General features: G+C 52.5%; 17 protein-coding genes and 4 pseudogenes. 1 reads left to right on the top strand and 20 read right to left on the bottom strand.

Features of this window, described 5'->3' with window-relative positions:
- The first annotated feature begins 86 nt into the window (after positions 1-86).
- Complete coding sequence (locus tag GKE73_RS20945) at positions 87-1,367, top strand: hypothetical protein (protein ID WP_230371630.1); 1,281 nt, start codon at positions 87-89, stop codon at positions 1,365-1,367.
- Positions 1,368-1,415: 48 nt separating this feature from the next.
- On the opposite strand, the gene GKE73_RS20940 is transcribed toward GKE73_RS20945, so the two are convergent.
- From GKE73_RS20940 to GKE73_RS20850, 20 genes and pseudogenes are all read right to left on the bottom strand, one after another.
- A complete protein-coding gene (locus GKE73_RS20940) occupies positions 1,416-1,565 on the bottom strand; it encodes a hypothetical protein (protein WP_230371629.1) in 150 nt (49 codons plus the stop codon).
- Positions 1,558-2,040 carry a site-specific integrase gene (locus GKE73_RS26820; RefSeq protein WP_446686360.1) on the bottom strand — a complete coding sequence of 161 codons (483 nt, stop codon included), beginning with the start codon at positions 2,038-2,040 and terminating at the stop codon, positions 1,558-1,560. Before GKE73_RS26820 ends, GKE73_RS20940 begins: the two co-directional genes overlap by 8 nt.
- Positions 2,033-2,530 (bottom strand): tyrosine-type recombinase/integrase, encoded by a 498-nt coding sequence (locus GKE73_RS26815; protein ID WP_446686359.1) that lies wholly within the window; start codon positions 2,528-2,530, stop codon positions 2,033-2,035. The genes GKE73_RS26820 and GKE73_RS26815 overlap by 8 nt, the downstream gene beginning before the upstream one ends.
- A 41-nt stretch (positions 2,531-2,571) precedes the next feature.
- A pseudogene (locus tag GKE73_RS26810) lies at positions 2,572-2,628 on the bottom strand (hypothetical protein); the annotation flags it as partial.
- 350 nt (positions 2,629-2,978) lie between these two features.
- Positions 2,979-3,302 (bottom strand): hypothetical protein, encoded by a 324-nt coding sequence (locus tag GKE73_RS20930; RefSeq protein ID WP_230371628.1) that lies wholly within the window; start codon positions 3,300-3,302, stop codon positions 2,979-2,981.
- A gap of 151 nt (positions 3,303-3,453) precedes the next feature.
- Positions 3,454-3,618: pseudogene (locus tag GKE73_RS20925) on the bottom strand (IS256 family transposase); the annotation flags it as partial.
- 182 nt (positions 3,619-3,800) lie between these two features.
- A complete protein-coding gene (locus GKE73_RS20920; RefSeq protein ID WP_312854602.1) occupies positions 3,801-4,910 on the bottom strand; it encodes a TolC family protein in 1,110 nt (369 codons plus the stop codon).
- Positions 4,911-5,392: 482 nt separating this feature from the next.
- Positions 5,393-5,737 (bottom strand): calcium-binding protein, encoded by a 345-nt coding sequence (locus GKE73_RS20910; protein WP_230371627.1) that lies wholly within the window; start codon positions 5,735-5,737, stop codon positions 5,393-5,395.
- Between the two features lie 148 nt (positions 5,738-5,885).
- Positions 5,886-6,503: a calcium-binding protein gene (locus GKE73_RS24380; RefSeq protein WP_280955277.1), complete on the bottom strand. Its 618-nt coding sequence runs from the start codon at positions 6,501-6,503 to the stop codon at positions 5,886-5,888.
- Positions 6,501-6,709 (bottom strand): annotated as a pseudogene (locus GKE73_RS20895) (putative Ig domain-containing protein); the annotation flags it as partial. The pseudogene GKE73_RS20895 and the gene GKE73_RS24380, both read right to left, overlap by 3 nt.
- Positions 6,654-7,535 carry a putative Ig domain-containing protein gene (locus GKE73_RS20890; protein WP_230371626.1) on the bottom strand — a complete coding sequence of 294 codons (882 nt, stop codon included), beginning with the start codon at positions 7,533-7,535 and terminating at the stop codon, positions 6,654-6,656. The gene GKE73_RS20890 and the pseudogene GKE73_RS20895, both read right to left, overlap by 56 nt.
- Entirely contained in the window at positions 7,532-9,337 is a 1,806-nt protein-coding gene (locus GKE73_RS20885; protein ID WP_230371723.1) for a calcium-binding protein, read from the bottom strand. Before GKE73_RS20885 ends, GKE73_RS20890 begins: the two co-directional genes overlap by 4 nt.
- A gap of 27 nt (positions 9,338-9,364) precedes the next feature.
- Positions 9,365-9,508: pseudogene (locus GKE73_RS26305) on the bottom strand (calcium-binding protein); the annotation flags it as partial.
- Positions 9,451-10,128: a calcium-binding protein gene (locus GKE73_RS20880; protein WP_312854605.1), complete on the bottom strand. Its 678-nt coding sequence runs from the start codon at positions 10,126-10,128 to the stop codon at positions 9,451-9,453. The gene GKE73_RS20880 and the pseudogene GKE73_RS26305, both read right to left, overlap by 58 nt.
- A gap of 70 nt (positions 10,129-10,198) precedes the next feature.
- Complete coding sequence (locus GKE73_RS20875; protein WP_230371624.1) at positions 10,199-11,296, bottom strand: calcium-binding protein; 1,098 nt, start codon at positions 11,294-11,296, stop codon at positions 10,199-10,201.
- 85 nt (positions 11,297-11,381) lie between these two features.
- Complete coding sequence (locus GKE73_RS20870) at positions 11,382-13,160, bottom strand: SPM autocatalytic domain-containing protein (RefSeq protein WP_230371623.1); 1,779 nt, start codon at positions 13,158-13,160, stop codon at positions 11,382-11,384.
- A 4-nt stretch (positions 13,161-13,164) separates the two neighbouring features.
- Positions 13,165-13,674 (bottom strand): hypothetical protein, encoded by a 510-nt coding sequence (locus tag GKE73_RS20865; protein WP_230371622.1) that lies wholly within the window; start codon positions 13,672-13,674, stop codon positions 13,165-13,167.
- 88 nt (positions 13,675-13,762) lie between these two features.
- A complete protein-coding gene (locus GKE73_RS20860) occupies positions 13,763-14,086 on the bottom strand; it encodes a beta-barrel domain-containing protein (RefSeq protein ID WP_230371621.1) in 324 nt (107 codons plus the stop codon).
- Positions 14,029-14,472 carry an HlyD family secretion protein gene (locus GKE73_RS20855; RefSeq protein WP_230371620.1) on the bottom strand — a complete coding sequence of 148 codons (444 nt, stop codon included), beginning with the start codon at positions 14,470-14,472 and terminating at the stop codon, positions 14,029-14,031. The genes GKE73_RS20860 and GKE73_RS20855 overlap by 58 nt, the downstream gene beginning before the upstream one ends.
- The gene (locus GKE73_RS20850; RefSeq protein WP_230371619.1) at positions 14,459-15,184 is read right to left on the bottom strand and encodes an HlyD family secretion protein; all 726 of its coding nucleotides are present in this window, start codon (positions 15,182-15,184) and stop codon (positions 14,459-14,461) included. The genes GKE73_RS20855 and GKE73_RS20850 overlap by 14 nt, the downstream gene beginning before the upstream one ends.
- Position 15,185: the final 1 nt, after the last annotated feature.

Here is a 15,185-nt window from a genome sequence, read left to right as displayed (position 1 = left end):
TTCACGAATCGGTGGTGCGCAATCGTCAGCCCGAACAATGCGCCACGCCGAAGTTTGGCGGCATCCGTTTATAGCCGGACCGACTCGTGCCTGATATCCCAATCGTAGACGCCCTATTTTCTGCACTACTCAACAGCGACAAGGCCGCACTTGACGCCATCGAGTCCCTACGCGCGGCGGAATGCGCAGATCTTCGCGCTGTCATTTGCACCGATTCCCCAGGTGCGATCAACCTCGAACTTGGCCTCAGCCTGTCCTCCAGTGAGTACGTCACCCCGTTCTTCGAGGGGCCACGAGCGTTTTTCATGTCCGCCGGGACCAGCATTCAAGCACGATTCACTGGCGGCCAGTCGAATGCACTGATCGATTTTTCGCTGAGCTTCGATTCGAACTTTGCAGAGAAAATGCGTGCGGCCATCGTAGCAGAGAGCATCCAGCAGGTCGATCGCAACCGGGTCGACGAGGTCCTCATGCTCAAAGCTCGGAACCGCAACGTGCAATTCGATGTGCTGCCGTTCCTCATCGAGAACACCCGACTGACCCGCGACGATCCACGCAACGAACGACCCTTGAATACGTTGATCGCCTTCCGCATGCTCGATCACCTGGATTGGGATGCCTTTCGGGATGATCCCACTCGCTTCGTTTTCGATGTCCCATGCGAAGAGCTAAAGGCTTTACTCCGTCCCGAAGCCGAGGCCTTTCTGTCGGAGTTGCAGACCAGTGAGCATGTCATTCATCACGAAGCCAAGAGCGCTGGGACACAGGCGTTGCTCTTGCGGTTTGCCCGCCTGTGGCACGAGAAACGCAAGGCAGATAAGAGACGCATCTTGAGCGAACTGCTGCGTTTCAGCATCCATAACCCCGGGGCCATCCCTCTCACCGAGTTGCACCTCATATGGAGCGGCATGACTTCCGAGTTGGGGTCGCCGTTCTTCGGCCCGATCACTGGTCGATCCAAGACGATGTTGGAGGAGATTCGCGGCATGGCTTGGGACATGACTCTCCTCCGTGTCTTAGAGAAGAATGCTACGGCAAGTCAGCTCGGCTCGTTTTTCATTCCTTATTTCGTGTCGATCGACCGCCGCTGGCGTCACTTGCTGCGCCTGAATTCTGTGAGGTTGATGCTGATCGATGATGCACATCGGCGCGTACTCTTCGCCCGTACCGATGAACTGGAATTCCAGCACGTTCTGGGAGAATGCATGCAGACTGAGTTGCAGTCTGAGATGACTCCCGGAAAGGTTGAAACTCGTCGGAGGTCCGCGCAGGCAATCCGATTGGACGCAATGCAACAGCTCGTCGCCGAAGAAGAAAGCGGTTGGCTCGAACAAGCCTTGCAGCAATCGCAGAACGGAACCAGATAACACTTCTTCTGCGAATTGTCGTATCGCGTCACGACAATTCGTTGGAGTTCACCCTTCGCGTAGCGCACGCTGGTGGGCATGACGCTGCGCTGGTGGATGCTTAACCAAGCGCTGCCCGTTGGTTACCGCCGGATGTCGCCCAGCAGCATTGAAGGTGCTGCTGGCGACGGAACGGATATCTTGCACCGGATCAAGCATTCACCTCTTCGGTGCGGCGCCCCCCAGTGATTGCCTTGCGCCGATTCGCCACCAGTTCGGCGGCTTCCCGCACCGGCTTGTCCTCAGTGTGGACGTAGCGCATGAACATCACTACAGTCTTGTGAGCCGTCAGGGCCATGCCGACCTTGACCGGGATTCCCGAATTGGCAATGTCGGTCGCCGAGCGGTGGCGAATACCGTGCGTCCCCACATGTGTCGCCCCCGCCGCTTTGAGCGCACGGCTCCAGCCACCGTAATACTCGCCCGTGGTCAGGTGCTGCCCTGGATGGCGCGGCGACGGCAGTACGTAGGGATTGCCTTCCTGCCTCGGTGCCGTAGAAAGCAGCCGGTAGGCTTCCTCGCTTATGGGCTTGGACATGCCGCCGGTCTTGCTGTCGGGCCAGACGGCGCGGCGGTTTTCCAGATCGATCCATTCCCATTCGAGCGAAACGATTTCGCCACGGCGGTTAAGCAAACTCGAATTGCAGGCGGATCGCTAACGGGACGACGTAGTTCTCCAGCCCCTCGGCCTCGATCTTGTCGAGCTGCCGGAACAGCTTGCCCATGTCCTCGTCGCTGATAAGGTGGGTGGACTTTCCGGCAGGGAACATCGGTACATGGCGGCAAGGATTGGTACCGTCAGGCCGATAGCCCCATACCTCGGCCAAGTTGAACATCTTGCGCAGGATGCTGAACGCCTTGTTTGCCTCGGTCTGCTTGTACGAAAGTTTTTCCATCAGTCCGGCAATGTCAGGGCGCTTCACGTCGTGGACCTTCTTGCGGCCCAGCAACGGGATGATGCAGCGGTCGATGACGCCTTGATAGCCGACTCGGGTGCTGGGCTTGTTGCGCTTTTTGGAGTGATCCTCCATGAACTTCTTGCACAACTCCTCGACGGTGGGCGCTTTGCGCGCCTCCGCCTTGTCGGCGCCGGGATCACCACCCCGGCGTACCGGGCCAGCCATTCCTGCGCGAGCGAACGGGCCTGTTCGACGGTCAGTTCCCCGTACTGGCCCAAGGCGGGCTTGCGGCGCTCGTAGGCGTTCGTCCGATACTGGAGCATGAACACCTTGCGACCCGACGGGGTAATCTTGCACAAGAAGCCGGGCACCAGCGTATTCCGGAGTTCGACGGCCTGCGCACGGGGTGTGCCGCATCGACAGCGGACTTGGTGAGCTTGATTTTTGCCATGATGACTCCTCGGAAAGACCCGGTTCCCGGGGAGCCTTCTAGGGGCCAGCAGAGCGGAAGTCGGGTCAAGTTTCAGAAAGCACCGGCATATGATGAACTCGCCTAAGTTATTGATAAACCTGCTGTATCTAGTCTTGGCGTAGTCCAGCGAAGTGCCGAGCTGGAGTCATGGTGAAATAAAAAACCTCGCCAAGCGAGGTTCGACATTCCTGCCCAACTAAACTAGGCCGTTTTGAGGTTTCCCGGCGACACGGCAAAGCCTTTACCCCTTACCGTGGCTCCTGCACGTTTCGTGTTACCAACGAGCACACCTACCGTTTCATCAGCTTCATGGGGTGGCAGAATGCTCAGGGCGGCAAAAAAACGTGGTTTCGTCTTCGACGAGAAAGCTTCTACACGCGCTTTCGCAGCTTCTATGCTTAAAGAACCATCTTTCACATGCACACTCACTCCGACCCGGGCTATATTTTGTTTGCGGACTTTCATAAAAATCTTCTTTAAATTCAATATCTCAGGACTGTTCCGCATGGTCAAGCTGGCGTTCAAGGAGCAATACTCTTTGACTTTTCTTACCTTGTGGGTGAAACCCAACGCACCATAGAAACCGACTAAGTCGTCAACCGGCTTTGCAATTTGGTACAGCCAAGAGCGGCTGCTTGCAATTCAAGGTAACGTATCGCAACCTGGCATTCATGCCGTGGCCGAGATGATCGGCCATCTCCGCTTCCAGTGCCTTATCGACCAACAGTTTGGTGAGTTGCTTGAGTCGTCCATTCTCGCCAATCAGGTCTTCCAGCTTGCGGTAGTCCGCCAACAGGCTGTTCAACAATTCTTTGGGCACGGCTTTCTTTCCTACGGTCATCATCGCTCCCGGCCATGGGGCAGTTTCCTGCCGACTGACCGTTTACATAAAAATTTTTACACGCTCCTATCAAAGGGCTAATTTATCTGCTATAGCAGCCTAGAAGACTTGGCAATCTGATAAGTACTTTGGTTACAAAAAAATCGAGGTCTGACTGGAGCCCTCGATACATATTGCGGTTTTTATAACTTAGCAACTCTGCCCAGTGCTGCTGCAAGTTGATATTTTGCGGTATACCAATCTGCAATCGCTTGTACTTTCTGTTGACGGGCATTGGCCAGCGCTGTTTGAACACCCATCAACTCCATGATGTCGGCGATACCCGTACGATAGCGCTTCTGGCTAGCTGTAAATGCGGCTTCTGCATTACGCAACAATACCCCTATGGCACCAACGTTCAGACTAGCGGTCCTCAAGGCTTCATGGCTAGTCCAAATATCCCTCGCCACCTGCTGCTCGGCATCTGACAAACGTGCCTCTTGAAGCTCAACTTCCGCTTCCGCACTGCGGATTTTGTACGTCCGTCCAAATCCTTCAAAAATCGGAACATTGAGTTCAATTCCGAGATAACGATCCTGCGACCGCGCCGGAGTCGTCGACAAACCCACGCCCAGACTTTCCGGCTGGGTATTGTGACTGGCACGTGCTACCAGACTGATACTGGGCCGCCCCTCTGCTCTAACTTGTTCCACCCGGGCTCTGGCAGCATCCCTCTGCAGCCGTGCAGCCTTCAATGCAGGATGCTCACGCTGGGCCTCACCCAACAAGACACTAATCGCTTGTTCCACTTGGTCGATATTCGCTGCTGTCCTTTGCAAAGCAACTACCTTACGTAGCTGGTTAATTGGCAAACCCATATCCAGTGCCAGTACACCCAACGCATTATGCTGCTCTCCTTCCGCCTTAATACGACCGATCATCGCTTGGGTATAGGCAGTTTGTGCCTGCAGTTGATCGGTAATGGCCGCGACTCCACCAGTAACTCGGCCAGATGCGGCTTTGAGTGTTTGTTGAGTGGTCTGCTCATTCTCCACGGCCACTTCCAGAGCAGACTGTGCGGCAGCAGCCAAATAGTAGTCCCGGGCGGTATTGGCAAAGACCTTGAGTAATGCCTGGTCGTACTGCCCCTGCGCGGCCTGTAGCAACAAGCGAGCATTTTCCGTGGCGGCGGCACGAGAACCAAAATCGTAAAGCAGCCAATTCAGAGTGGCAGTATCGACATGGTAGGTATTGGCGATATCAGTACCAAGGTGAGGGAACTCAGGCGTGGAGGTACGCGCCCGATTACGCACCCCCGGATGCTGGCACTGATTGTTGGCAAATAGGCTGACTCTGCTACGCCAACTTGCATGGCTTGGGCACGAATGCTCGCCCACGCACTTTGGCTTTGGGGGTTATGGCACAAAGCCTGATCCACGGCAGTCGCCAGATCAATCTGCTCCCGCTCTGTCAGTGCCGGACACGCGCTACTACCTGAAAGAGGGGGCGCAACACGGGCAGGCATAACCCCTAACGGATCCCGTAGATAGGGGTCCCATGCATTGCAGACTATCGGCCACAACAGAAACCCAGAGAGTAAAAGAGACCATGTTTTCCTGCGGGCACTAGCAATTCTGGAGATCACAACAAAGCTTGATTTCATAACACGACACAGTTCATCAACAGGAATTTAAAACAGTCATACCCCCCCGGCTACGAGCCGGGGGAGGTCCTTACCGATAAGGTTTATTTCCAATTGGCAGCCAGAGTAGGCTGCAACGAACTGCCGTAGTTGCTAGGCAAGCTGGTCTGACCGGCTGCAGGCGGGTTGAAGGGAAGCCATGGCACTGACAAGATTCTGAACCTGGCTATTCAGTAGAACCTTGCCATCACCGGAACGAATCTGCTCAATCTGATTATTCGTCCCGCTGCCTGCCAGATACCAATTCTGGATTGTCACCTTGTCACTACTTCCAACGACACTGATCACCAAGTCATTGATGCTTTTCTGGAACCAAAGCTGGTCGTAGCGAACATCAGAACCCAAAATCAGTTGGTCGGTGTTACCTACTGTACTGTCCTGATCCTGAATGATGTCGGCACCATCTCCGCGCTGGAGGCGGTAGATATCATTACCCAAACCGCCCTTCAGCGTGTCACTTCCGGCGCCTCCCCACAGGTCATCATTGCTTAAGCACCTCCATTTAACACATTACTGCCGCCATTACCGATCAGGACATTGGCAAGACTATTGCCCGTGCCATTAATGGCTGCCACCCCCGTCAGGGTCAGGTTTTCCAGATTATTACCCAGTGTCCGGTCACCGAACTTTGCACCGTATCAGTCCCTTCATTGGTATTTTCGGTGATCTTGTCTCCCGTGTTATCCACGATATACAGGTCATCACCAGTGCCGCCGATCAAGGTATCTGCACCAGCACCACCGTCCAGACGGTCATTCCCAGCCCCACCAGTCAGCGTATTGATAGCCGAATTACCGATCAGCACGTTATCCAGCGCATTACCGGTGCCATTGATGGCAGCCGTACCGGTCAGGGTGAGGTTTTCAAGATTATGGCCCAAGGTAAAGCTGACCGAACTTTTGACGGCATCAGTCCCCTCATTGGCATTTTCTTTGAGAACATCGGCAGAGCTATCCACCACATAGGTATCGTTACCCAGCCCACCACTCAGGGTGTCATTCCCTGCCCCACCATCCAGCGTGTCGTCACCCGCCCCACCATTCAGGATGTCGTTACCCGCCAAGCCGCTGAGGGTGTCATTGCCAGCACCACCATTCAAGGTATCAACACCGGAAGTGCCGGTCAGGGTAAGGTTTTTGACTGAAACGACCAGATCAAACACATCAGAAGCCGTCAGGTTACCGCTATCACGAGCGGTAACCATGACACTAACTGAGCCAGAAGAGCCGACGGGCGGCATCCCACTGAATTGGCGAGTGTTGGCATTGAAAGTGAGCCGGAAGGCAAAGCCTTGCCGTCGGCCAAGGTGGCGCTGTAGCTCAGCGTGTCACCACTATCAGGATCGGTAAACGCATTACTCGCCACCGTATAGGTGAAGGCCAGACCTTCTCCTGCCGTTTGGTCTGGCAACGCTGCAGACAGCAGCGGGGCACGATTGGCCGCGCCAATCAGTCATACTGACGTATACCCCGGTGGAGTAGTTGTAATTGTCTGTCCCCCACAGTACAAACTTTAGGCTACCGACATCGGCGGTTCCCGGCATCCCAGTCAGAGTTCTGGTGCTAGCATCAAAACTCAGCCACGACGGCAATGGTGAACCGTCCTGCATCTTCACGCTGTAGGTGATCGAATCCCGGGCATCCGGGTCGGTAATCGTGTTGACCGGAACCACATAGCTGAACACAGAATCGGCCTTGGCCTGCAAGGTAGGCAAACCGCTATTGAGCACTGGCGCATGGTTGTTGTTGGCACGGTCCACCACGCTCTGGATTTTTGCCTGATCCCAGACCACTCCGTTGGCAAACTCAATGCGATCGATCTTGTGATCAGCCGCCTGCCCATTAAGCGTGGCATTGGCGGCGTAGTAGTCCAGGAAACCGATCTGGTCTGTCGAGTTCTTGAGCTTCAAGAACATATTGCTGCCAGACTGGAAAGCCAGTACATCGGCTTCGACAATCCCGGCACCAAACCGGAGGGTATCGCTGGCACCGATTAGGTCGGTATTATCGATGGTGTCCTGACCATCACCCTTGTTAAAGACATAGGTGTCATTGCCCAGCCCGCCCGACAGATAGTCGTTACCGGCTGCACCCGTGAGGACATTATTGCCATCATTGCCCCACAGGCCATTGGCCTGTGCATTACCGTTTGCACTCAGGTCCGCAGTTCCGTCCAGTCCCAAGCGTTCCATATTCTCGCCAAGCGTCCAGCTGACCGAAGCCCTGGACAAAGTCATCCCCCTTCACCAGCCTGCTCGATGATCACATCACCAACATCGTCGATCTCGTAGTAGTCATCACCACTACCACCAATCAGCGTATCCTGGCCTTCACTACCAAACAGCGCATCATTGCCTGCACCACCAATCAGCGTATCATTGCCAGCCAGTCCCAACAGACTGTTATCAGCATCATTACCAGTAATGACGTTATCCAGCTCATTACCATTACCATGGATCACATCGCCCTTTAGAACCAGGTTCTCGACATTGCGCTCCAGCACATAGAGCGTGTCGTAGCTACGCTCTATGGTATCGATACCCTCATCGTAGGATTCAAAAACGAGGTCGTCTTCGTTCTCAACCACAAAGGTATCGTTGCCAAGACCACCATACATGGTGTCTCGCCCCAGCCCCCCATCAAGAAGGTTATGACCATCATTTCCCATCAGGACGTTATCCGCCGCATTACCCGTCCCATCAAGATTAGCAGTCCCGGTAAGCGTCAGTCCCTCAAAATTATCCTGCAAGGTATAGCTGAAACTACCGGTTTCAATGGTATCAAAGCCTTCGTCCACCAATTCCACCACCACATCCTGCAAACTATCGATGACATAGGTATCATTACCAGCACCGCCAATCAGCGTATCGGCACCAAGACCACCATCTAGGCGATTGCCGCTGCTATTGCCATACATGATGTTATTCTGGGCATTACCAGCCGCCTGTTGCGACCAGCTACCCTCTTGCATGCGGAGAATCTCAACGTTATCCGCCATTTGAGTGAATCCGGCAGTAGTGTAAACAGTATCGATCCCTTGATTGGCCTGCTCCACGATCACGTCGTTAGTGTCATCAACATAATAGCTGTCATCGCCCAAACCACCGACCAAGGTATCCGGCATGGAGCGATCGACATTGCCATTCAGGGTGTCGTTACCGGAACCACCATCCAGCAAACCGGTACCGGTCAGCACATCATTGCCATCACCGCCATACAGTGCGTTGCGCCCTTGGCGGTCTTCGATGATATCGTCGCCGTCCTCGCCATAGATCGTGTCATCACCGGCCGGGCCATTAAGCCTGTCGTTACCTTTGCCTCCATGGATCACATCGTTTTCAGGGTGGCCGAAAATCAGGTCATCGCCATCGCCACCTTGCAATACCTGCAACCGTATGGCCTCCAGATCCCAACTAGTACCATCACCTAGCTGAACGGTATCAACTCCATAAGGATGGCTCTTGTCATAGTCGACGTAGAAATGGTGCTGAATGCGAATCTGATCTGCCGTTACAGTATTGGTGATGACTAAGTCATCACCATCCCGGCGCAGAATGGCCGTTTTGGCAGTGACGGAGGACAGCACAATGGTGTCGTTGCCAGCCACATCCAGAATGGTGTCGCTGCCATCACCGGCCACAAACACATAGCGGTCATCCCCCATGCCACCCAACAGGCTGTCATTGCCAATACCACCATTCAGGGTGTCATTGCCATCCATCCCCCACAGAGTGTCATTGCCTGCGGCACCGGATAGCGCATCGGCCTTGGCCGAGCCTTCAATCAAATCGTCACCTGCTGATGGAGTCTGGGTAGCGGCAATAATTGCTTGGGCATCTAGGGTCGCAACCGTATTACCTTCGATCATCTGGATGACATTGCGCGGCACATCGTCCCAGAAGAAACCGGACAATGTGATGCGGTCTTCCGAACTACTGGCAAAGCTGAGCACCAGATCATTGTTATGACGCCGGAAGGTCACTTCGCTGACCGACAAGTCGATAAGGGCAACGGTCGTCAGGTCCTGATAGTCGTCCATCACATAGTCTTTGCCATCCCCACGGGCAAAAACATACGTATCGGCTCCGGCATCTCCGGAGAAGGTATCGTCGCCAGTCCCGCCCTGCAGGATATCGTTGCCATTGCCACCGTTCAGCGAATCACTGCCGCTGCCACCGCGCAGGATATCGGCACCGTTGCCACCAAGCAGCCAGTCATCCCCATCGCCTCCATCCAGCGTGTCCGGCCATCACCACCATCCAGCACATCATTGTAAGCACCGCCTTGCAACACATCGTTGCCATAGTCACCAAACACGCGGTCATCCCCGGCGTCACCGTACAGCGCATCACTCCCCTCTCCGCCGTGCACCCAGTCATTGCCAGCTCCACCATGCAGGATATCGTTGCCGTCCATACCATCAATGGTGTCGTCGCCGCCCAGACCGTCAATCACATCATCGATGACATAACCACCAATATAATCATTCCCCTCTGTAGCGCGCTGCATGGCGACCAGCACATCATTCACCAGCCACACCTTGCCATCGGCAAACTCGATACGGTCTACGGCATATCCGGTTTGCCCATCGCCATCGAAATAACTTTCAACTGTGATGACATCCGTCGCAGAGGTATGAATCAGCAAATTATCGCCAACACGCTCGAGCGTAACCGCCGAGGATGCAATGGAAGCATCAAAACGGATGATGTCGATCGAACCTTCGTTATTGTCATAGTTACGGATGGTGTCTTTGCCATGACCGGCAGAAAACAGATAGGTATCCTCCCCTTTCCCGCCCACCAGCAAATCATCCCCCTCACCACCAATCAGGGTATCGTTGCTTAAGCATCGCCAGTCAGGAAATCATCGCCCTTGCCACCATCCAGCACATCATTGCTTAAGCATAGCCATACAGCCTGTCATTACCATCTAGCCCGCTGATACGATCATCAAGCGGTGTGCCATACAACTGGTCGTCACCTGCCGTGCTCGAACTGATCAGCCTGTTGACAAGGTCAACATAACTCCAGCTGCTACCATCGGCAAAACGGATGGATTCGATCAAACCTTCCGCGACATTGCCATCAAAATCAAAGAAGCTATCAATCTGAACACGGTCACCGGTATCAAGACCATTAGCATCCTGAATATTGAGCCACACCGTCGTAGCATCCCGCGTCAAGCGCAGCCGATCTGGTTTGATCTCGGGGCTAAGGAAAATCAATACATCGTTGCCCAAACTGTCATAAATACGATCACTCCCATCCCCTAGGCGAAACTGATAGGTATCATTACCGGCACTACCATATAGCAAGTCATTTCCTTTATTGCCTTGCAGGATGTCATCTTGAGCGTTACCAAAAAGAGTTTCAGCTTCATCTGACCCAAAGCCCGCATCAGGGCGCAGCAAGCCAAACTCAGTCAGTTTCTGCTCAAGTTGCTGGTTATAGAGTGCGAGGTCCCACAAAACGGAAGTAATCAACTTTACTCTGTCCGGATTACTTAGCGCCAAGGTGGTCAAACTGGTTTGCATGGCGGCATAGTCGATTGCCATGCCCTGTGAGGCAGAAGAAAACGAGCTATTAATGAATGCCAGATCTTCCGCATAGAGCGTTTGAGCTTGAAGCTCGGCATTAAAGAACTTCTTGAATTTCTCATACTCGGCAATGAGAACGGGGGCAGCTTTTCCATGCGGATTGGGATCACGTGCTCCCCAGCACCAAGTACCCAGATATCCCCGACCAGACAGATGCTCCAGAGTCACCAACTGGCGTGCATCCATCACGTGACCATAAATCATGCTGGGATCACGGCTATTGGGGGACACACCATCAGACCCAGTCCAGCGATAGATTATCGTGTCCAATACACTCTTGTCAGGAGCGGCGACAAAGTCCTCCATCATCTTGCGCAGTGTGGCATCCCCCGCCATGGCGGTACGCAAGTCATGCACCTGACCAAAACCGATGGCATCCGGCAACTGATAAAGATCCATATCGATTTCATCCGGCGTGCTATCGATACGGTTCTGGGTATTGGTCTTGAACCAGACATCAACCGCAGCCGCACTGGAGCCGTCACTACGGATAACCGGAAGCCTGCCCTAGGGTATTGCCATTGGCATCGAGGCTATTAGTGTCGGTGTAAGCGGTATTAATGGCCTTGATACCAGCCTGCGCCAACGTCATTAGCTCACCATCATCGGTCGCACCATCCTCATTGGCATCACGCCAGAGACGCAGATCATCAAAAATCTTGTCCGCCGCATCAATTTTGCCGTCACCATTATCATCAAATGACGCAAGAGCCCGGAAACCGTTGACCGCCGCCGAACCATCCGCTGCTAGCGTATTGCTGCCAAACAACTCGCCACCATTATTGATCTGGCCATCGCCATTCAAGTCACGCACCAGCAGGCCATCATCAGCCCCCACCCAAGCGGTTTGCTCTTGCAAACCATCCTTGTTGTGATCGAAGTAATGGGCACCAATACCAACGGTTTCAACTCCATCACCATCCAGATCAATCACAATAGGAGACGTAATGGGCTCTGCCTTGCCCATATTCGGCCCCGGAGGCAATGGTGGGTCTTCCTCCAGCAGATGAATACCCGGGTCATGGTTTTTGTACTTATCAATCACCAGGCCGTTGTTAACGGTGAGCTTGTCACCCACTAATACGTAAGTAAATCGACCATCCTTACTCTTATAGACGCCAGCTGGATCATCTTTGCTATGAACTCCGCCCGTCAATACTTCTTTACCCAAGAAAACTTTTCCACGTCCGTCAGAATCTTGAATAGTATCCAACTTATCCGTCTTATATATATCAAAACCTAAATTTCCATACAAACTATCACGACCATCGCCTCCATCAAGTATATCATCCCCCAAACCCAGATCTATAACATCATTACCATCACGACCAAAAGCGATATCAGCATTATCGGTGCCGGTTACAACATCACTGCCTGCTCCTGCATCATAAACAATACCATTCTTAACATATGCTCCGAGCTGCCTATGCGATGACAAGTCTACTCCGGTGACGGTCTGAGTCATTACAATCGCTTCACCACTGCTCGTACCAAATATTATTGGCTTATTATGATACAATGTTCTCGTAATTCCATCTTGAAATAACTTATCGGTAAACGACAAACCCAAATTGGCAATTTTAAGAGCAAGGGTAAAATCTGGAGCCGCCCGACTGGACAGGTCACGCGCATAATCAGCATACTCATATATAGGATTTAAACCAACCTTCCCATCAAAAACAATAGTTACTTTTTTCCCAAGCCCAGATGGATCAATAATAGGCTCAAGAACACCATTCACAAGACTTCCAAAGCCATCCCCAGCCACCAAATCAAAATTTTCATTATTATTATCATTCGAATACGGTGTTATTCCTAAATTTTTAATATATCGATTACCGTTCGAATCCACAACAAATCGCACATCACCAACCAATTGAAATGCTACCGTATTCCAGACGTAAGCACGTTCTAAAAAATTATCTTTTCCATCATCATATTGCCACTGCTGTTGCACAACAATTTTTTTATCAATTGAATTAATGCCAAAAATAGCATAAATTTGTTCTTTATTGTACTCACCAGGCGGTATCTGATACGAATTCTGAAATGAAGGATTTAAAAATTTCTCAATGACTGGAAAAAAACTGGCATTCACAAATCGACCAACCGTTGCCATGTAATCGCGTACCGGAATTCTCGTCTCCACGGGAGAAAAGTCTCTTCGTTTTCCATCCAGCCAATCAACAGGCACATTTTCACTACCATACAAATATGAACTTGTTATACCATTCGCACTGACACTACCCATGGAATTACTCATAACATCACCTCAAAAATGTTTGACTTGTACTAAGGGTTGGATTGCCACAACTATCTACCGGCCCCATCCATACAACCAAAGGACTTTTTACCTCGCCATTAATACGATATTTCAGTCGATACACTATCCTTACAAATCGCCACCCCCCTCCAAATATACTCTTCCAATATTCCAGCTCACCTTCATCAACATTTCGCCTCTTAACAACAGAACAGCATCCTTTATTTTTATCAATAAAATCCCTAACGCCATCGTAATAAATAACATCCTTCGGATTAATATAGTTGTCATGATTTTGAGCCACCCCTTCCCCCCGAAAGCTCTCTCTATAATCATCATAACCCGAGGCAGGCTGCGGATAACGCATCAGCAAATTTTCAACGGCAATATTAACCAACTCATCATCAGAATACCTCCGCCGATCACTTATGCAATAACCCTCAAGAGAATTAAATGCACACCAGAGACCAAAAAAAATAACAACCAATAACGTAAAAATAATCTTCCATTTCATACAAACTCCAAACAATAGAACCTCAAAATTAAATAAACATTAGCCGCACAATTTTCCACTCAACAATATGATTCATAAATAACCCCCTTTATCGCTCCCGCAACCCCTCACTCGCATACTCCTGCAAAGGACTCAGGAAATAACTGATCACTCTGCGCTTGCCGGTTTTTATTTCCGTACTCACTACCATGCCTGAGGTCAGATTTACCCGGGTGCCATCGATATCCAGATGGGTCTGTTTCAATTTCACCCGAGCCCGGTAAATCAGCCCTTTCTTTTCATCCTGCATGGCATCGTGGCTGACACTCTCCACCGTGCCTTGCAAATAGCCATAGCGGGTATAGGGGAAGCTTTCTATCTTGATGGTGGCGCTCTGCCCGGGTTTGACGAAGCCGATATCCTTGTTTTCCACCTGCGCTTCGACCTCCGGGTTTCGTTGTCCGGCACAATCGCCATCAAGGCCTCCGCTTCTTTCACCACCCCGCCGATGGTGTGGATCGCCAGTTGCTGCACAGTGCCGGAGACTGGAGCAGTCAAGCGGGTCAAGGCTTTGCGCTGCCCGGTTTTCTTGGCGTCTTCACCGGATTGGGCAATCTGGTCCTGCGCGGCACGCAGCTTATCCAGTGCATCGCTCTTGAAGTTTGCAGTCAGCGAGTTCAGCTCTTTTTGCTGATTGGCGATGGCGGCGCTGATTTCACGCAGGCGGCTGCGCTGGGTGGCCAAGTCCCCCTGTTGCTCAATGCGGTTTTGTTCTTTTTCCAGATAGGCATGTTTGGAGATGTAGTTATCCGCCAGCAAACCACCGGTAGTCCTTCTCCCGGTCTTGGGCGATTTTTACCGTTGCCTCCAGTTTGGCCACCTGCTGACGGGTGGTATTCAGCTCGGCCTGACGTTGTTGTAAGGTGGCGTTGAGCGCCTCTCGCTTGGCCTGAAAAGCCTGCCATTGACCGACGGCCAATGTTTCTTCGGCCAACCTTTGGGTTTCGGTCACACCGTCCACCTTACCCAGCTGTGGCAACTGGCCGGTTTGCAGTGCGGTCAACAAGGATTGGTAACGGGCGGCAGCCAGATTAGCAACGTCTAGTGCTTCATCGGCTTTCTGGTAATCAGCGCTGGCACTGGTGGAATCCAGTTCGATCAGGAGCTGACCTGCCTTCACATGCTGGCCATCCTTGACATAAATAGCTTTCACCACGGCGGTTTCCAATGGCTGGATGACTTTGGTACGCCCACCCACCGGGGTTTTGCCATTGGCTACGGCAACCACGTCCAGTTGCCCCACGCAGGCCCAGAGCATGGCAACGAGGAACAAAGCCACGATAATGCGCATGCTCCAGCGCGGCACTGGCGAAACCGGACTATCGGTCAGCTCCGGTGAGCAGGCAGGAAAGCAAGCTCCTGCTCCTGCCGCTGCGGCGGGTCCAGCGTATCGCGCAGCGACCAGCTGGCCTCGGAATGCCTGACGGTAGCGTTGAATGAAGTCGGCAGCGCCTTGCAGTAGATGTTTCATG

Source organism: Paludibacterium denitrificans (assembly GCF_009707705.1).
In the GTDB taxonomy this organism is placed as follows: domain Bacteria; phylum Pseudomonadota; class Gammaproteobacteria; order Burkholderiales; family Chromobacteriaceae; genus Paludibacterium_A; species Paludibacterium_A denitrificans.
The sequence above is the reverse complement of the archived record's forward strand: the minus strand, read 5'-3'. Positions and strand labels throughout refer to the sequence as shown.